This is a genomic window from Marinobacter sp. 3-2 (assembly GCF_003751355.1).
In the GTDB taxonomy this organism is placed as follows: Bacteria; Pseudomonadota; Gammaproteobacteria; order Pseudomonadales; family Oleiphilaceae; genus Marinobacter; species Marinobacter adhaerens.
Map to the genome: position 1 here is coordinate 457,185 of NZ_RJUQ01000013.1, position 17,089 is coordinate 474,273.

Annotated in this window: 18 protein-coding genes; 7 read left to right on the forward strand and 11 right to left on the reverse strand. The window is 59.6% G+C overall.

The features are described from left to right. The first annotated feature begins 1 nt into the window (after position 1). On the forward strand, positions 2-1,324 hold the full coding sequence (locus EDB94_RS09525; protein ID WP_108018208.1) for a Na+/H+ antiporter family protein: 1,323 nt from the start codon (positions 2-4) through the stop codon (positions 1,322-1,324). 93 nt (positions 1,325-1,417) lie between these two features. Here EDB94_RS09525 and EDB94_RS20610 read toward each other — a convergent pair whose 3' ends face one another. The 3 genes from EDB94_RS20610 to prlC are packed head-to-tail and all read right to left on the reverse strand — an operon-like array spanning position 1,418 to position 4,007. After that, positions 1,418-1,609: a hypothetical protein gene (locus EDB94_RS20610; RefSeq protein ID WP_146162204.1), complete on the reverse strand. Its 192-nt coding sequence runs from the start codon at positions 1,607-1,609 to the stop codon at positions 1,418-1,420. A 40-nt stretch (positions 1,610-1,649) separates the two neighbouring features. Then, positions 1,650-1,904: a YheV family putative zinc ribbon protein gene (locus tag EDB94_RS09530; RefSeq protein ID WP_041645867.1), complete on the reverse strand. Its 255-nt coding sequence runs from the start codon at positions 1,902-1,904 to the stop codon at positions 1,650-1,652. 57 nt (positions 1,905-1,961) lie between these two features. Further along, on the reverse strand, positions 1,962-4,007 hold the full coding sequence (prlC, locus tag EDB94_RS09535) for an oligopeptidase A (protein WP_108018209.1): 2,046 nt from the start codon (positions 4,005-4,007) through the stop codon (positions 1,962-1,964). A 223-nt stretch (positions 4,008-4,230) separates the two neighbouring features. On the opposite strand from prlC, the gene EDB94_RS09540 reads away from it, so the two are divergent. The 5 genes from EDB94_RS09540 (at position 4,231) to EDB94_RS09560 (ending at position 9,369) form a co-directional block, all read left to right on the forward strand. Beyond that, positions 4,231-4,767: a gamma carbonic anhydrase family protein gene (locus tag EDB94_RS09540; RefSeq protein WP_108018210.1), complete on the forward strand. Its 537-nt coding sequence runs from the start codon at positions 4,231-4,233 to the stop codon at positions 4,765-4,767. 66 nt (positions 4,768-4,833) lie between these two features. Further along, on the forward strand, positions 4,834-5,079 hold the full coding sequence (locus tag EDB94_RS09545; protein ID WP_108018211.1) for a hypothetical protein: 246 nt from the start codon (positions 4,834-4,836) through the stop codon (positions 5,077-5,079). Then, positions 5,072-7,177, forward strand: coding sequence for a glucans biosynthesis glucosyltransferase MdoH (mdoH, locus tag EDB94_RS09550; RefSeq protein ID WP_260312548.1), 2,106 nt, complete (start codon positions 5,072-5,074; stop codon positions 7,175-7,177). The genes EDB94_RS09545 and mdoH overlap by 8 nt, the downstream gene beginning before the upstream one ends. After that, positions 7,174-8,724 (forward strand): sulfatase, encoded by a 1,551-nt coding sequence (locus tag EDB94_RS09555; RefSeq protein WP_108018212.1) that lies wholly within the window; start codon positions 7,174-7,176, stop codon positions 8,722-8,724. Before mdoH ends, EDB94_RS09555 begins: the two co-directional genes overlap by 4 nt. Before the next feature lie 189 nt (positions 8,725-8,913). Then, complete coding sequence (locus EDB94_RS09560) at positions 8,914-9,369, forward strand: Hsp20/alpha crystallin family protein (RefSeq protein ID WP_014578884.1); 456 nt, start codon at positions 8,914-8,916, stop codon at positions 9,367-9,369. Between the two features lie 41 nt (positions 9,370-9,410). Here EDB94_RS09560 and EDB94_RS09565 read toward each other — a convergent pair whose 3' ends face one another. The 8 genes from EDB94_RS09565 to EDB94_RS09600 form a co-directional block, all read right to left on the reverse strand. Continuing rightward, positions 9,411-9,728: a PA4642 family protein gene (locus tag EDB94_RS09565; protein ID WP_014578883.1), complete on the reverse strand. Its 318-nt coding sequence runs from the start codon at positions 9,726-9,728 to the stop codon at positions 9,411-9,413. Positions 9,729-9,840: 112 nt separating this feature from the next. Next, positions 9,841-10,674, reverse strand: coding sequence for a flagellar motor protein MotB (locus tag EDB94_RS09570; RefSeq protein ID WP_053113436.1), 834 nt, complete (start codon positions 10,672-10,674; stop codon positions 9,841-9,843). Positions 10,675-10,678: 4 nt separating this feature from the next. Beyond that, positions 10,679-11,452: a motility protein A gene (locus EDB94_RS09575; RefSeq protein ID WP_041645862.1), complete on the reverse strand. Its 774-nt coding sequence runs from the start codon at positions 11,450-11,452 to the stop codon at positions 10,679-10,681. Between the two features lie 54 nt (positions 11,453-11,506). Next, the gene (aroE, locus tag EDB94_RS09580; RefSeq protein WP_108018213.1) at positions 11,507-12,334 is read right to left on the reverse strand and encodes a shikimate dehydrogenase; all 828 of its coding nucleotides are present in this window, start codon (positions 12,332-12,334) and stop codon (positions 11,507-11,509) included. Further along, a complete protein-coding gene (hemF, locus tag EDB94_RS09585) occupies positions 12,327-13,253 on the reverse strand; it encodes an oxygen-dependent coproporphyrinogen oxidase (protein WP_108018214.1) in 927 nt (308 codons plus the stop codon). Before hemF ends, aroE begins: the two co-directional genes overlap by 8 nt. Before the next feature lie 8 nt (positions 13,254-13,261). Next, a complete protein-coding gene (locus EDB94_RS09590; protein WP_108018215.1) occupies positions 13,262-13,834 on the reverse strand; it encodes an L-threonylcarbamoyladenylate synthase in 573 nt (190 codons plus the stop codon). Between the two features lie 45 nt (positions 13,835-13,879). Further along, positions 13,880-15,022: a DNA-processing protein DprA gene (gene dprA, locus EDB94_RS09595; protein WP_108018216.1), complete on the reverse strand. Its 1,143-nt coding sequence runs from the start codon at positions 15,020-15,022 to the stop codon at positions 13,880-13,882. A 71-nt stretch (positions 15,023-15,093) separates the two neighbouring features. After that, complete coding sequence (locus tag EDB94_RS09600) at positions 15,094-16,110, reverse strand: LysM peptidoglycan-binding domain-containing protein (protein ID WP_014578875.1); 1,017 nt, start codon at positions 16,108-16,110, stop codon at positions 15,094-15,096. 418 nt (positions 16,111-16,528) lie between these two features. Between EDB94_RS09600 and def the strand changes: the two genes are divergently transcribed. After that, positions 16,529-17,032: a peptide deformylase gene (gene def, locus EDB94_RS09605; protein WP_108018217.1), complete on the forward strand. Its 504-nt coding sequence runs from the start codon at positions 16,529-16,531 to the stop codon at positions 17,030-17,032. Positions 17,033-17,089 lie beyond the last annotated feature (57 nt).

Genomic DNA, 17,089 nt, shown 5'->3' on the forward strand with positions numbered 1-17,089 from the left:
CATGAATGCCGTCGTTGCCGCGGTCGCGATTATGCTCGTCCTGAGTTTGTGTCGCATCCACGTTGTTGTTGCCCTGATCATCGGTGCCGTATCCGGTGGCCTGATTGCAGGAATGTCCCTGGAAGCCACCATCGAAGCCTTCAATAACGGCCTGGGCGGCGGTGCCACCGTGGCCCTGTCCTATGCCACCCTCGGTGCCTTCGCCGTTGCCATCGGCAAGTCTGGCCTCGCTCACGCCCTGGCCGACAAGGCCCTGGCCCTGGTTGGTCGCCAGGAAGACGGCGCCGCCGTGAATGGCATGCGCTTTCTGATCATCGGCCTGCTGCTGGCCATTGCCATCTCGTCCCAGAACATCCTGCCGATCCACATTGCCTTCATACCTTTGGTCGTGCCGCCGCTGCTGTACGTGATGGCCAAGCTGAACATGGACCGCCGCCTGGTAGCCTGCGTGCTGACCTTCGGCCTGATCACTCCCTACATGTTCCTGCCCGTCGGTTTTGGCGGCATCTACCTGAACGAAATCCTGATCGCCAAGATCAACGCCAACGGCGTCGACGCCTCCGGCCTGAGCGTCATGAAAGCCATGGCACTGCCAGCACTGGGCATGTTGTGCGGCTTGCTGATCGCGGTCTTTTTCAGCTACCGCAGTGGTCGCACCTATAACCTGGAAACCATCACCAAGGCCGAGCGGGTAGACACCAGCTATAGCCCGCGCACCCTGGTTATGGCCTTGTTGGCCATCGTTACCGCCTTCGTAGTGCAGCTCTGGCTGGGCTCCATGATCCTGGGCGCCCTGGCCGGTTTCGTACTCTTCAACCTGTCCGGTGTGGTGCGCTGGAAAGAGGCCGACGACCTGTTCACCGAGGGCATGAAAATGCTGGCCATGATCGGCTTCATCATGATCGCCGCGTCAGGCTTTGCGGAAGTAATGCGGGAAACCGGCGAGATCGCCAGCCTGGTGGACAGCTCCGTGGGCGTGATCGGCGAGAACAAGGCCATGGCCGCACTGCTGATGCTGGTGGTAGGTCTGCTGATCACCATGGGTATCGGCTCGTCCTTCTCCACCATCCCCATCATCGCGGCCCTGTATGTGCCCCTGGCCCTGCAACTTGGCTTCAGCCCCCTGGCCATCGTGGCCCTGGTCGGCACCGCCGGCGCCCTGGGCGATGCCGGCTCACCGGCCTCCGATTCCACCCTCGGGCCCACCGCCGGCCTGAACGCCGACGGCCAGCACAACCACATCTGGGACACCGTGGTGCCAACGTTCCTGCACTACAATTTGCCGCTGCTTGGCTTTGGGTGGTTGGCAGCTATGGTTCTCTGAGCTTGGAGTTTGCCGTCCCTTGTAGCCTTCGTGTTGAGGGGAATTGTGAGGGGGCCGGATTATTTTTCCCTTGGAAATGGCAACTCGCTGCGCTCAGACATCAATTTCCGGCGGGAAAAATAATCCGGCCCCCTCACATAAGAACTCACGGATATCGCTGAAAAGATCTTGTTCTGAAGAAATATCTTTTGAGTCAGGTAGAGAGGGTGTGGGTGTGCTTTTCTGGCGGGGAAAAGATGTCTGAGCGAAGCGAGTTGCTTTTCCCCAGAAGAAAAGCATTCCCATGGCCTCTCCGCCCGCAAACCTGCAGGCTAGGAAGAACAGCTTACTCGTCGTCGGCAGAAGACTTGAAGAACACGACTTGCTTGACCGTGTGATCGTCCTCGTTCTTGCGCTTGTTCACCCGCGTCTCGAGCTCGGGGTTGGACGGCTGTTCGGCGTCAGACACTGCATCGGTGAAGCCGCAGGCCACGCACTCGCGAACCTGGTCATCGTCGTCGGTGGTGAACATCATGATCTTGTCCATCTCCGCGCAGCGGGGACAGACGGCGCCGGCGATAAAACGTTTTGGACTCGCCATAAAAATACTCCCGTTTGGAACAACCGGCAGCCTTTACGACTGCCGGCTCAAATTGGGTCAGGCCGCTTCGTCCGTGATCCCTGTTTGCTTCAAGAGCGCATCCACCTGCGGTTCACGACCCCGGAAAGCCTTGAAGAGCTCCATCGGCTCCTGTGAGCCGCCTTTCTCCAGAATATTGTGAAGGAAGGCCTTGCCGGTTTCCGGGTCGAAGATGCCTTTCTCTTCGAACAGGGAGAAGGCATCGGCCGCCAGCACTTCCGCCCACTTGTAGCTGTAGTAGCCAGCCGCATAGCCACCGGCAAAGATGTGCGAGAAGGAGTTGGGGAAGCGGTTGAATTGCGGGGCTTCCACCACGGCAATCTCGCTGCGCACCTTGCGATGCATATCCAGCGGGTTGGTGGGCGCTTCGTCGGTGAATTCCGCGTGCAGGCGGAAGTCGAACAGGGAAAATTCGAGCTGGCGCACCATGCCCATGCCGGACTGGAAGTTCTTGGCCGCCAGCAGTTTCTGCAGCAGATCCTCCGGAAGCGGTTCACCGGTCTCGTGGTGCGAAGCGATCAGCCCCAACGATTCCGGATTCCAGCACCAGTTTTCCAGGAACTGGCTGGGCAGTTCCACCGCATCCCAGGCCACACCGTTGATACCCGAGACGTCCAGCACATCCACCTGAGTCAGCATGTGATGCAGGCCGTGGCCGAATTCGTGGAACAGGGTGGTCACTTCGTCGTGGGTCAACAGCGACGGCTTGCCATTCACCGGCGGGGTGAAGTTGCAGGTCAGGAAGGCTACCGGCAACTGGAGCTGGCCACGCAGGTTGCGCCAGCGCACCCGGCAATCGGCCATCCAGGCTCCGCCACGTTTGCCCTGGCGGGCATAGAGGTCGAGATAGAACCAGGCCAGGGGCTCACCGTTGCGACTGATGCAGTAGGCCGTCGCATCCTCGTGCCAGGTTTCCACTTCCGGCTTCGCTTCAATCTGGACATCGAACAGCTTTTCAGCCACACGGAACAATCCGGGCACCACCTTATTCACCGGGAACCAGGGACGCAGGGTTTCCGGGGAGATGTCGTAGCGCTTCTGGCGAAGCTTTTCGCTGTAATAGCCGATATCCCAGGCCTGCAGTTCCTCGGCGCCGTACTCATCTTTCGCGAACGCCTTGAGCTCGGCAAATTCTTTCTCGGCCTGGGGCTTGGACTTGGCCGCCAGTTGGTTCAGGAAGTCCAGCACTTCGTCGCTGCTGCGGGCCATCTTGGTGGCCAGGGAGCGCTCGGCATAGTTGTCAAAGCCCAGCAGCTTGGCCTGGGCGTGGCGGCGTTTGAGGATTTCCGCCATCACCGGGGTATTGTCCCACTGGCCGGCATCCGGGCCTTGGTCGGAGGCGCGGGTCACAAAGGCCTCATAGACTTCCCGGCGCAGATCCCGGTTGTCGCAGTAGGTCATGACCGGGAAGAAACTGGGAAAATCCAGGGTAATGACATAGCCGTCCAAATCTTTCTGGCGGGCGGCCTGTTTGGCGCTTTCAATAGCGGTCTCGGGGACGCCGGCGAGTTCATCGACGTTGGTGATATGTTTGAACCAGTGCTGGGTAGCATCCAGCACGTTATCGCTGAACTTGTTGGACAGCTCGGACAGCTCCCGGGACAACTCGGCGTACTGCTTTTTCTTGTCTTCCGGCAGGTCCACACCACCCAGGTGAAAGTCCCGGAGCGTGTTCTGCACGGACTTGCGCTGGGCCTCGTTCAGGTTCTTGAAATCGTCCCGATCGGCCAGCTTCTTGTAGGCGTCACACAGGGCTGCGTTCTGGCTCACCTCGGTGCTGTATTCGGTGAGCTTCTCCAGGCAGTTCTTGTACACCTTTCGCAGCTCGTCGTTGTTCATCACGCCGTTCAGGTGTGAAATCACCGACCAGGCATTGCTCAGCTTGTCATCCAGTGCCTGCATCGGCTGCGCCAGGGTTTCCCAGGTGGGATCGTCCTGGTCTGCGATTTGGCTGATTTTCATCCGGTTTTCACTGAGAATCTGGTCAATTGCCATTTCCATGTGTTCGGTACGGACATGGTCGAATTTCGGCAACAGGTCGTCAGTCAGTAACGGGTTATTCATAGGTCCCCTTCTCAGTTCGTCGAATCTTGGGTAGTTTGGTTTCTTCAGGTTCCGGGGCTGGCATCTGTGGGAGAGGCCTTTCCAAAACACGCTCCTGGCGGCACGTCCATGTGACGCTTGACTCTCGCCATCCATGGCGAGAGACAGTTTTGGAAAGGCCTCTCCCACAGCTGCCTCGGGCCTCGGAGTGAACCTGAACATTCAAAAACACAGGTACTATGTAATGACGAATATACGTTCACACAAGGGTATCACGCCACATTTTGGGGAACGGGCATGGGTCGATCCAAGTGCCGTAGTGATTGGCGATGTGGAAACCGGCGATGATGTTTCCATCTGGCCGATGACCGTGGTTCGTGGTGATATGCACAAAATCCGCATAGGGCACAGGTGCAGCATCCAGGATGGGTCTGTCCTGCACATCACCCATGCCAGTGACTACAACCCCGGCGGTTATCCGCTCACCATCGGCGACGATGTAACGGTGGGCCACAAGGCACTGCTGCATGGCTGCACCATTGGCAGTCGGGTTCTGGTGGGCATGGGCTGCATCATCATGGATGGCGCCGTGGTGGAGGACGAGGTGATTGTTGCCGCGGGCTGCCTGGTTCCGCCCGGCAAGACGCTCGAATCCGGGCATCTCTACGTGGGGTCGCCCTGCAAGAAAGCCCGGGCGCTGACGGAGAAGGAGCGCGGTTTTTTCACATACACCGCCGCCAACTATGTCCGCCTGAAGGATGAGTATCTTAACGATCAGTAAGCCAGTGGTCTGAAGTCACCGCCGTGGCCGTATCTTTCGGGGTAACCTTACATCCCGGAGACCACTGTGGACACACCAGACCAACCGTTTGATCGAGCACTGCTCTACCTGCGCGCGGCAGGCCACGATACCGGTCCCGAAACCCGGGCGCGGTTGCACAGCCTGCTGCAGGTACACGCCGCTGACAACCCGGCCTTGAGCAACGGGCAGTTGCTGGCGCGGATGCCGGAGTGGTTTACCCTGCCCGGGCCATGCCAGGGGCGCCCTCTGCCACCCATTACCCGGGCCAGTATCGGTTACCCTCGTGAATAGCGCCGCGTGCTGGCGCCCGGTCGCGTTCCGGCGACGCCTTCTGCTTGTTTTCCTGGTGGCCGCTCAAACCCTGGCCGGCGTCTATTTGTTTGCCCAGACAGTGCCGGAGCAGGCGAATGGCGGAACGACTGCCACGTTGCTGGCCGTCTTCGGGCTCCTATTTGCGTGGATCGGCGTGGGCTTCTGGACCGCCGTTTTTGGCTTTGTTGCGCTCCGCTTTGGCGGCGACCCCTGGAGCCTGTCGAGCCGCGTTGACCAGCCTACGCCCGAAAACGCAACGGTCGCGCCTACCGCCGTCGTGATGCCTGTCTGCAATGAACCGGTGCAGCGCACCCTCGGCGGTCTTAAAGCAATCATCCGGGATCTCGAACGAACGGGACAGCAGGAATCCGTTGATTTCTATGTGCTCTCGGACAGCCGGGACCCGGAAATCTGGCTCGAGGAACAGGCGACCTGCGACCGGATACGCTCAGAACTGGCGCCCGGTCAGCAATTGTTTTACCGGCGACGCAACATCAATCTGAACTACAAGAGCGGCAATATCGCCGATTTCCTGCGTCGATGGGGCCGGCGCTACCGCTACATGGTGGTCCTGGATGCCGACAGCCTGCTCAGTGCCCATTGCATTACCCGCCTGATACAGCTCATGGAAGCCCGGCCCGAAGCGGGGATTATTCAGACCACACCCCGCCTTGCCCGGGCAGAAACCCGATTTGCGCGGCTGCAACAGTTCGCCAACCGCTGTTATGGCAGGCTTTACGGTGCCGGACTGGCCGCCATTCAGCTGGGAGAGGCCACCTATTGGGGCCACAATGCAATCATCCGGGTAGCGCCGTTCATGACCCACTGTGGTCTTCGGAAGCTTCGCGGGCCAGGTTTGTTCCGGGGGCCGGTACTCAGCCATGATTTTATCGAAGCGGCACTGATGGGACGGGCCAGCTACGAGGTCTGGCTGGAACCTGCCATCGCCGGCAGTTTCGAGGAATCACCGCCGACCCTCGAGGATGACCTGATCCGGGACCGGCGCTGGTGCCGTGGCAACCTCCAGCATCTTTGGTTACTGGCAACCCTGGGGAAGATCCGGCTCGCCCATCGGATGGCCCTGGTAACCGGAATTTTCTCGTACCTGGCCTCTCCGCTCTGGCTGGTTTTCCTGGGCTTGTCAGGCTATGTGGCGCTGGCCGATTCGACGCCTGCTTTGCCGGGCGTGATGGCTACCACGGACACCGGCTCTGGTCCGGGCTTTCTGCTGGTCCTGGTGACCTCGGTGCTGCTGTTCGGCCCCCGGCTGCTTGCGATAACGGACCATGCGCTGGCAAAGCGGACTATCCGGTTTGGCGGGCTGCTCAGGCTCTCGGGGAACACGCTGATGGAGACGCTCGCAGCACTGGCGCTGGCCCCCATCCGGATGTTGATTCACACCTTTCATGTTGTAGGCGCGCTGTCGAATCTCAAAGTTGGCTGGCAGGGACAGAACCGGTCCGGCGCTGCCAAGCCGGGGCTCAGCCTTCGGCACTTTGCCCTCCTGCTGGCTTCCGCCGTTGCGGCGCTCAGCCTGATCCAATGGCACGCGCCGTCGCTGACACCCTGGGCCCTGCCCGTATTGGCACCGGTATTGTTTTCACCTGCTCTGGCCTGGTGGCTGAGCCGAAAACCGGGCGAAGGGCAATGGCTGGCGGTGCCCGAAGATTACCGGACAACGAGGGTGATTGATCTTGCCGGTCCCGCACCTATGGGTCATCGGACACCGGGCGGCCTGGACTGGTTCGAACAGATGGTTCTGTCTCCCGTTTCCGCCCGGGACCACAGGCGAAGTGCCTCGCCATTACGGGGCAAGAAAGCGCGGGCCCTGGCGTCTCTGGTGGATCGCTGCGCCACGGAAGGAAAGCAGGGCCTGACTCACCGGGAGCTCAGCCTGATCTGCAAACATCCGGAGGCGTTAGCCGCCCTGCATTGGCGCGTCTGGCATGCCTCCCATGAATCACCCTGGCGGGAAACACTGACTCGTATGGCACAATCGGTTGAGGGAGACTCGCCGATACCGGCACCCCTGCCCCGTCGGCGGGAACAGATCGCCTGGGTTGAGGTCGCTTCGTGATACTGGTCTGGCTTTTTCTGCTGAACGGGCTGTTCCTGTTTCCATCCCTGGCATTGCCGGGTAACACCCCCTGGCTTTCTCTGGAGGCCCTGATCGTGTGGGCCATCATTTGCGGGCTCAGGGATCCCGAGCGGAGATACCGCGTCGCTCGTTTGCTGGCTGTCGCCTACGCGTTTCTGTTCCTGCTTGTTCTGGCAGATGCCCTGGTTCGGGAGAGTCTTGGCCGCGGCCTGAACCTGTATCTTGAAGTTGGCCTGTTGGATGCGGCCTGGAATCTGCTCAACACAAACCTGGGAGCGCTTCTGGCGGTTGCGGCCCTCGCCGCTCTGCTGGGTTTGCTTGCAGGCGTGGGCTGGCTGTTTCGCCATGGCCTGGAACGGCTGGCGCACCACTCGCCGGCACACTTGGGCAAACCGCTCTGGTTTGTGGCAGGCCTGTTTCTGGCCGGGGCCATCACGCCCTGGATTGGCAGCCCGGCGCTGGCCTTCGTTGCCAATCAGGCCTCGCTGATCACTCACACTCACCAGACAACCCGCAACTTTGCCAACGAATTGAGTGCGCTGCCAGGGCGGGAAGGCCGGGCAACGCCCCTGCCAAGGCTGGCACATACCGATGTCATTCTGGGTTTTATCGAATCCTACGGGGTGTCGACGGTCACGGACGAGCGCTACCGGTCACTCGTCAATCCGGGCCTTGAGGCGCTGGGCCGGTCCCTTGATGCGGCCGGGCTGTCGGTGGTGACTGGCCGGCTGCAATCACCCATCCAGGGTGGCCAGTCCTGGCTTGGTCATCTATCCGTGTTGAGTGGCCAGTGGATCCACAACCAGCTTGCCTACGAAACCCTTCTCAGCTCCGGCTACGCCACTCTGATCGATGACTTCCGCAGTACAGGGCACAGCACTGTTGCCGTGATGCCGGCAATCACCCAGGCCTGGCCCGAGGGCCGGCTGTTCCGCTACGACCGGATTTACGATCACGATGATCTGGGTTACCAGGGGCCGCCATTCAACTGGGTCACCATGCCCGACCAGTACACCTGGCACCGGTTTCAGGACATTCGCGATGCGAATGAGGGGCCGCTCTTTGCCGAGCTGGCGCTGATCAGCAGCCACGCCCCCTGGGTGCCGATCCTGCCGGTGCTCGATGACTGGCAAAGCATCGGAAACGGTGAAGTGTTCCGGCGCTGGGAGGGTGCTGGCGAGGCGCCGGTTTCGCTGTGGCGCGATCCGGACCGGGTCCGGGAACATTACGGTCAGGCGATTGCCTATGCTCTGGAAGTTGCCGGAGGCTTCGCCGCCCACTATCTGCGCCAGGACGCCCTGATGATCATTCTGGGTGACCATCAGCCGGCGCCATTGATCACCGGCGAGGATGCCAGCCGGGATGTGGTCGTTCATGTCATCAGTGCCAACCCATCGCTGGTGGAACCTTTCCTGTCCGGCGAGCTCCCGGGATTCCAACCCGGTATCCGGCCCGATTCGGAGACGGCAGGCGCCACCATGAGCCGATTCCGCCCGTTTTTACACCGGCATTTCGGGGAACTCTGAAGCCAATTTGACCCTGATCAAAATTCGACCAACCCCACCCTTGAAAACATTTTTGCTGCACCTACATTCGGAATTAGCAGAGGTTCACGGATAGCCATCCGGCAGGCGCCACCGGCATGGAGCAGTTCCGCGATCGAAGCTGATGCTCAACTATTCAGATTCGTTTCGTTTGAAAAGGAGGGATGCTTTATGAGCAATCTTACCCGCTGGAATCCGGTCAATGAGTTCGAAGACCTGATGAACCGCTACAACCGCATGTTTGGCCTGGCCCGCTCAGGCGGCGAGCGCGAAGGTAAAGACGTGTTCAGCCGCAGCGACTGGGCGCCGGCCGTAGACATCAAAGAAACTCCTGAGGCCTTCACCATCGAGGCAGAGTTGCCGGGTATGTCCAAGGAAGACGTAAAGGTAACGGTACACGAGGGCGTTCTGAGTATTCAGGGCGAACGCAAGAGTGAAGATGAATCCAAGGACAAGAAGCATCACCGGATCGAACGATTCTACGGGAGCTTCCTTCGCCGCTTCACGCTGCCGGACAACGTTGACGAAAACAGCGTGAAGGCGAACTTCAAGGACGGCATGCTCACACTGACGCTTCAGAAAGCCGAGCCGAAAGAGCCCAAGGCCATTGAAGTTGACGTGCAGTAAACGCCATTGATCTCAAGCCAGATGAAGCGGCCGCGCTGGGCTCAGTTGCCCGCCGCGGCCGTTTTCTTGGCGCCGGCGTTCTCCAGCGCCCGGGCATAATCGACACTGCGGCGATGACGGGAAATCAGGTCAAGAATGGTTTCCCCGTCTGGGCCTGCGGCATTCAGATCCCGACCCTCGGCAACAAAAAAGCCGATAAAGCGCTCGAAATCTTCGGCCCGCATCGCCTGATAGGCTTTCAACAGGGCGTTGAAGTCAGGGTTCTCGGCAGCATCCCAGGGCTGGATAGCCAGAAAACTTCTGACCCGCTCATCACTCCACTCTTCGCCAATCACTTTTGGCTTGTCCGGTCCACTCATGGTTACCCTCTCGCTCCGCTGTGCCAGTCAATAAACGGCGGACAGTATAAAGCCCTGAAAGCACGACAGTTATATGGATTACGAATGAGAAGCTTCACGCCGGATATAAGACTCAGGGCATGATTTCGACCGGCAGGTCGCCGGTCGGGACGTCATCGTTACACTCGGGATTACGAATCGCGATCTCAACCCGGCGGTTAAGGGCCCGGTTCTCCGGCGAATCGTTGGGCGCCAGAGGATTGGTCTCGGCACGACCGGCCGCCACCACGCGGTCGGCGGGTACCTGGCGGTTCATCACCAGCTCGTGCACGACGGACACGGCTCGGGCCGCCGAAAGATCCCAGTTCGAACGGTAGCGGTCACTGGAGATGGGCCGGTCATCGGTGTAGCCGGACACCAGGACATCACCGGTACAGGCGGACAGCACATTGACCACCCGTTCGATGATCGGAATCATCTCGGGCTTTATGGCGGCCTCACCGGATCGAAAGGTGGCTTCCTCGGAAAAGCGGATCACCACCTGGTTCTGGTCGTAATTGACACTCAGGGCTTCCGACGCGACTTCCGATTCCAGCTCCCGGATCATCCGGCTGGCCAGATCAATCACGCCGCCGGGGATCTGGGTGGGCGCGACACCCTCGGCGCGCTCATCAATAAATTCGGGCTCCCTGGTCTGGGATTCCGTTGGCTCGGGAAGGGATACCGTCTCGGATTCAATCATGGTCAAGGGGGAACCACCGATATCATCGGCCAGGACATTACTGGAGCCAAAAGCGACCGCCATGGAATTGGCCATGGCCCGGTACTTCTCCACGTCCATCTCGGCAAACGACAGCAGGAGTATGAAAAAGGTCAGGAGCAGGGTGGCCAGATCGGCAAATGTGACGATCCAGGCCGGCGTCTGGTTCTGCAAACGCTTCCTGTTTTTCTTCTGGACCAGTTCCAAACCCTCAGGCCTCCCGCTCCGGCGCCAGACCGGTGCGCTGCTCCGGGTGAACAAACGACGACAGCAGTTCGGTCATTACCCGGGGATTCTCACCGCGCATGATGTTCTTGATTGACGTGATGATCAGCACCTGGTTCCGGGCCTCGTCCTCGGCTTTCAGCTGCAGCTTGTCGGCCAGGGGCAGGGCAACCAGCTGGGCAATAAACGCACCGTACAAGGTGGTAAGCAGGGCGATGGCCATGGCCGGGCCAATGGAGGACGGATCGTCGAGGGTGTTGAGCATCTGCACCAGGCCTACGAGGGTGCCCAGCATGCCAATGGCCGGAGCCGATTCGCCGATGCCCCGGAACACCCGCTCGGCCACTTCGTACCGTTCGGCGGTCTGCTGGGTTTCCTGGGCCAGTGCTTCCTCCACCAGTTCCGGCGGGTGGCCGTCGACACACAGATTGATGGCCTTCTGGAGGAACTCGTTGTCAGTCTGGTGGTTTTCCAGGCCCAGAATGCCCTCCTTACGCACGACCATGGCCAGCGAACCCACTTCCCGGATCAACTCCGTCGGCCGCGCCATACGGTCGGTGAACGCCGCCGACATGGCCAGGCGGAAAGCGCTCATGACTGACGCCATTCGGAATTTGATCAGGGTAACGGCGAAGGTGCCGCCCAGCACAATGGCAAGCCCCGGAAGGTTCAGGAACGTCAGGAAAGAGGCATTGGCGAGCATCGCCATGATGACGATCAGGACACCTGCCACAAGCCCTACAAGGGTAAGAATATCCATCGAAAATCCCTACGGAAGTTGACCCTGAGCATAGCCCAATCCGGGGGCAGCGGCTCAGTCGTTACGCAATTCCTCAATGACGGGGCCGGTGGCAGGGTTCACGCCGCGCCAGATACGGAAGGATTCCGCCGCCTGCTCCACCAGCATACCAAGCCCGTCATGAACGTTCTGTGCACCCTGTTCCAGCGCCCACTGATTGAACGTCGTGGTTTGCAGAGAATACATCATGTCGTAGACCACCGTTTGCTCTCCGAGTACCTCCGGTGACAGCGGTGGCAGATCGCCCTGGAGGCTGGCACTGGTACCGTTGATGATCACGTCAAAAGGCTCCCGGGGCTGTTCGAATCCGCAGGCAGAAAGCGCGGTCTCGCCCGCCACGGGTTTAAACAGGTTAACCAGCGCGTCAGCCTTGGCAACCGTCCGGTTGGCAATGGTAATGGCGGCAGGATGCTCCGCCAGGATCGGCCCCAGAACACCACGAACCGCGCCACCGGCCCCCAGCACCAGGATGCGTGCCTGCCCAAGGACAACACCGTGGTTCACAACCAGGTCTCGCACAATACCGCACCCGTCAGTGTTGTCAGCGGTGAGCCGGCCCTCGTCATCGAGATACAGGGTATTGGCGGCCCCGGCATTCTCGGCCCGCTCGGTACGACGGTCCGCCAGCTTCCAGGCGTCCTCCTTGAAGGGCACGGTTACGTTCAGGCCCTTGCCACCCCGTTCAAAGAATTGCCTCACCGTGCCGGCAAAATCATCCAGTGGCGCCTGGATGGCCGTGTACTCAACCGGCTCACCGGTCTCGCTGGCAAACAGGCTGTGGATCCTCGGCGATTTGCTGTGGCTGATGGGGTTGCCAACTACCGCGTAGAGATCGTTAGTCATCTTGGGTCTCCAACCAGTTCCGCCCGGTCAGGAAATAGTCTGTCAGCCGGGCTTCTTCCGAACCGGGCTCGGCGGTCCGGTTGTAGTCCCAGCGCACCAGCGGCGGCAGGGACATCAGTATGGATTCGGTGCGACCGCCGGATTGCAGGCCAAACAGGGTGCCGCGGTCATAGACCAGGTTGAATTCCACGTAGCGCCCCCGGCGGTAGAGCTGGAAATCCCGCTCACGGTCACCAAACGGATGATCCATTCGGCGCCGGACGATCGGCTCGTAGGCGTCTATGTAGCTATCGCCCACCGCTTTCATCAGGCCGAAATCCTGCTCGAAGTCGCCGGTGTTGTGGTCATCAAAAAACAGACCACCAACACCCCGGGGTTCATCCCGGTGTTTCAGATAAAAGTAATCATCGCACCAGTCCTTGAAGCGCTTGTAGGTGCCCTCTCCGAACGGCTCGCAGGCATCGCGGGCTGTTCGGTGCCAGTGCACACAGTCTTCCTCAAAACCGTAGTAAGGCGTGAGGTCGTAGCCGCCGCCAAACCAGTAAACCGGCTCACTGTTCTCCGGCGTGGCAATAAAAAACCGCACGTTGGCGTGGGAGGTCGGCACATAGGGGTTGTTGGGGTGGATCACCAGGGACACACCCATGGCCTGCCAGGGTGCACCGGCCAGATGGGGACGATGAGCTGTGGCCGAAGCTGGCATGGTATCGCCCATGACGTGAGAGAAATTAACACCACCTTTCTCGAACACCCGGCCTTCGGTGATCACCCGGCTGACGCCACCACCACCTTCGGGCCGGTCCCAGGCATCCTTGATGAACGATGCGCCATCATCGAGGGCCTCCAGACGGTTGCAGATGGACTCCTGCAGGCCCAGCAGATACTGCTTGACCGCCTGGCTATCGGGTTGCTGTGCCATAAACGCTCCTAACGAAGTTGCTGACCGCTGACAATATCAATAATACGGCTGGGTTTGCGATTACCGCCCAGTGCTCCGGGCACGATCCAGTCCAACTGATCGCCAAAGTACCCTCGGACCTGCCAGATATACCGGGCTGGCTGACGCCCGGCCGGATTGCAGGATGTGGAGACCAGTGGCATGCCCGTTGTCTCACAGAGCGCGCGCACCACCGGGTGCTCGCTGACCCGAACCGCGATGGAGCTGTGTTTGCCTCGAACCCATTCCGGAATCTGACGCTCTACGTCTGGCAGCAGACAGGTCACGGGGCCGGGCCAGTGACGCTCTGCCTCGGCCTGGAGCGGACGGGGAAGCGGATTCAGCAGGAAGCGGACCTGGTCAACGGAAGAAGCTACCAGAATCACGCCTTTCTCGACGGGCCGCTTCTTCAGCTTCAGGACCCTCTCTACCGCTTCCTGGTCCCAAGGATCACAACCCAGCCCCCAGACAGCTTCGGTGGGATAGGCAATAACGCCACCGCCAAGAACCGTGCGGCGAGCGCAGTGCAATTGCCAGTCAGACAGGGGTTGGAAGTGGGCCATACTGCTTGTGTCAGTCGTCAGTCCGGGTAGATGTTCACACGGGGTTCAGGCGATTTTCTGGAAGCCTCCCGGTGCCGAGCTGACCAGCCCCTGCAACTCCAGAAGTAACAGGGATTGCATAAGCTGATCGGCGGGAAGGCCGGTTGCTGAACTCAGTGCATCGGTTGATTGGGGATCATACCCTAAAGCCTCAAACACCGCGATTTCGCGGCTGTCCAGGCCGGCCAGAGGCCCGTCGCCTTGTGGCTTCGGCTCTGGGGTGCCGGCCGCTTCGTCTGTCAATGGTGGCGACCACCAGGCGCCAAGCTCTTCCAGAATATCGTCCACCGTTTCCACCAGGCGCGCACCCTGCTTGATCAGATGATGACAGCCCCTGGCAACCGGGCTATGCACCGAACCCGGAATGGCGAATACTTCCCGCCCCTGTTCCAGTGCCATCCGCGCGGTAATCAGGGAGCCACTGCGCAGACCCGCCTCCACTACCAGCACCCCACGGCTCAGGCCGCTGATAATCCGGTTGCGTTGGGGAAAGTGCGCAGCTCTCGCCGGCGTACCAGGAGGATACTCGGAAATCATAAGTCCGTCGGCAACGACTCGCTCGCCCAGGCGGCGATGCTGGTGAGGGTAAACTCGGTCCAGGCCACAGCCAATCACCGCTACGGTGGGATACCCCGCATCCAGTGCCCCCGCATGGGCAGCGCCATCGACCCCGAGCGCCAGACCGCTGGTCACTATCAGCTCGCGGGCGCTCAGTTCGGCGGCAAAACGCCGGGCATGATCCAGACCGGCAGGCGTAGCCTTGCGGCTACCGATGATGCCGATCTGGTCACGTGCCAGGAGCTCCGTGTCACCTCGGGTAAAGAGCACCAGTGGCGCGTCGTGAATGTGCCGGAGCTGCTCGGGGTAGTGGGTATCTCCCCAGGTCAGAATACCGACGGCATGCTTCTGGCAATCGTGCATTATGGTCCGCACCTCACGAATCGCCGGATGCGCATCATCCTGCTTTTGCCAGGCCTGGATTGCGGCCATGGCGTCTGCAGTCATGCCCACGGCCCGCAGGGTAGCAGCATTCATGGAAAGCATTTGGGGCAAGTCAGGAAATTCAGTCAGCAGTTCACGCCGACGGGTACGGCCGAGGCCGGGCAGGCAAGTCAGGAACAGCCATCGGGCTGTGGCAGAGGAAAACACGGCATCATCCTTGAAAACAGCGATGCCGGACCTTCCTGGTCCGGCCGTTGCGTCTATCGTTCGTCAGTCAATCAGGGGTTAGTAACCTTGTCACCCACCGTCAACACGCGGCTGGCCTGCAGCACCAGACCGTAGCTCATTTTTTCGTAGGCCTGGAAAACCATCAACAACCCGGCACGCTCGGAGGGCAGCTCGATGGTTTCTCCGGTCACCGGATCGCGAACCAGGTTGCCGCTTTTCAGTACGGCCATCACGTTGCCAGCTTCCAGACCTTCCCGGGTGCCGCGGTTTATGGCGACCACATCAAACTGACCGATCTGGCTCACACCGCCGTCAACCGAGATCATCTGTCCTTCAATATCCTGGTCGGGAGCACTGGGCACGAAGCTGGTGGTCAGACGGCGGTCTTCACTCACCATCAGTCGGTCGCCAATGCGAACTTCTTCGCTGGAGCTGGTCAGGTTTACGGTCAACACATCGCCGTTTTCCCGGGCGACATCACCACGGGCAATACTGCGCGCCTCAAGACCCAGGAACTCGCCAGTATCCGGATCCCGGAACTCCTTGCTGCGACGGAATACACCCACCTTGTCTGCAGGCTTTTCTCCGCGAGCATAGAGCTTGTCGCCGGCACCGGTGATAATCCGGCCGTCTTCACCTTCGAGAACATACGGAGCACCGTTGATCTCTTCCGGGCTGACAATACGGGTATCCGTCAGGAAACTGCCAATGGCATCAAGCGGGATCGCCGGGATGGGCGTATCGATGGGCTCGGAACGTACCTTGGGCGACAGCTTTACGACATCGTTGCTGGCGACCTTGGTAATACGGGGCTTGCCATCAATATAAACCAGGGCAAGGCGATCACCAGGATAAATCAGGTGAGGGTTGGCGACCTGCGGGTTTACATGCCATATTTCCGGCCAGTACCAGGGGTTGTTCAGAAAACGGGCCGAAATGTCCCAGAGGGTGTCACCCTTAACGACGGTGTAACGCTCGGGATGATCGGACCGCAGCTCCGGTGCAGCATGAGCCCAGGAGGTTATAAGCAGCGTAGTTGCTGCCAGAGCGTACAGCAGTTTCCTCATTGTGTAAGTCCTTGATCGCGTGCCTTGATTCTTTGCATTCTGTTGGGATGCAGTCAGTTACCTGCAGCTTATTACGTTGTTATTCCAGTTACTATAGAAGAAGTCTCGCAAATTGTGATGTTATCTTTTGTTCTTCCAGTAAATTCTATCCCGTCGTTGAAAGATTTTAACTATTAACTGATCAGTTTGTACTCAATCGACGAATTGTTGGATAATAGTCGTATAAACCTTGAGAACCCCTCCAGCCGTTGAAAGCTGGGGCCTTGTCCCGATAATAGTAGAGGCAAGGTGAAAATTTGCGCAGTACGCTGTCGCATTTCAGAGATCAGTTTCACACTGTTACAAAGAGCAGCAAAGTCAAAAGGCATGCCGGCACAACACCGCGGGCATCCCGACATACAGGCTAAAAGACCGACCTATGATACTAGAGATTCTCGAATACCCGGATCCCCGTCTACGCACCATTGCCAAACCGGTAGAAGAGGTGACAGACGCCGACCGCAAGCTGATCGACGACATGTTCGAGACCATGTACGATGCGCCCGGCATTGGCCTTGCGGCCACCCAGGTGAACGTGCACAAACAGATCATTGTTATGGATCTGTCCGAGGACAAGAGCGAGCCGCGGGTGTTCATCAATCCCGAGGTGGAAGTGCTGGACGGCGAACGTGAAGCCATGCAGGAAGGTTGCCTGTCTGTGCCCGGTTTCTACGAAGACGTTGAGCGGATCGAACACTGCATGATTCGCGCGATGGACCGTGACGGCAAGCCGTTTGAACTGGAAGCCAAAGGCCTGTTGGCTGTCTGTATCCAGCATGAGATGGATCACCTGAACGGCAAATTGTTCGTTGACTACCTCAGCTCTCTCAAGCGCAATCGCATTCGCAAAAAGCTGGAAAAGCAGCACAAGAAAAGTGCCTGATCAGGCTGTGGCCTAGCCCAAAACCAGACACTATTCCGGACCGGGTCATGACCCGGT

Coding starts and splice junctions, on each gene's coding strand:
- EDB94_RS09530 (WP_041645867.1), bottom strand. CDS start 1,904: ATGGCGAGTCCAAAACGTTTTATCGCCGGCGCCGTCTGTCCCCGCTGC.
- EDB94_RS09590 (WP_108018215.1), bottom strand. CDS start 13,834: ATGGCCCACTTCCAACCCCTGTCTGACTGGCAATTGCACTGCGCTCGC.
- EDB94_RS09560 (WP_014578884.1), top strand. CDS start 8,914: ATGAGCAATCTTACCCGCTGGAATCCGGTCAATGAGTTCGAAGACCTG.
- EDB94_RS09525 (WP_108018208.1), top strand. CDS start 2: ATGAATGCCGTCGTTGCCGCGGTCGCGATTATGCTCGTCCTGAGTTTG.
- def (WP_108018217.1), top strand. CDS start 16,529: ATGATACTAGAGATTCTCGAATACCCGGATCCCCGTCTACGCACCATT.
- aroE (WP_108018213.1), bottom strand. CDS start 12,334: ATGACTAACGATCTCTACGCGGTAGTTGGCAACCCCATCAGCCACAGC.
- EDB94_RS09540 (WP_108018210.1), top strand. CDS start 4,231: ATGACGAATATACGTTCACACAAGGGTATCACGCCACATTTTGGGGAA.
- EDB94_RS20610 (WP_146162204.1), bottom strand. CDS start 1,609: ATGGGAATGCTTTTCTTCTGGGGAAAAGCAACTCGCTTCGCTCAGACA.
- EDB94_RS09565 (WP_014578883.1), bottom strand. CDS start 9,728: ATGAGTGGACCGGACAAGCCAAAAGTGATTGGCGAAGAGTGGAGTGAT.
- EDB94_RS09575 (WP_041645862.1), bottom strand. CDS start 11,452: ATGGATATTCTTACCCTTGTAGGGCTTGTGGCAGGTGTCCTGATCGTC.
- hemF (WP_108018214.1), bottom strand. CDS start 13,253: ATGGCACAGCAACCCGATAGCCAGGCGGTCAAGCAGTATCTGCTGGGC.
- prlC (WP_108018209.1), bottom strand. CDS start 4,007: ATGAATAACCCGTTACTGACTGACGACCTGTTGCCGAAATTCGACCAT.
- EDB94_RS09600 (WP_014578875.1), bottom strand. CDS start 16,110: ATGAGGAAACTGCTGTACGCTCTGGCAGCAACTACGCTGCTTATAACC.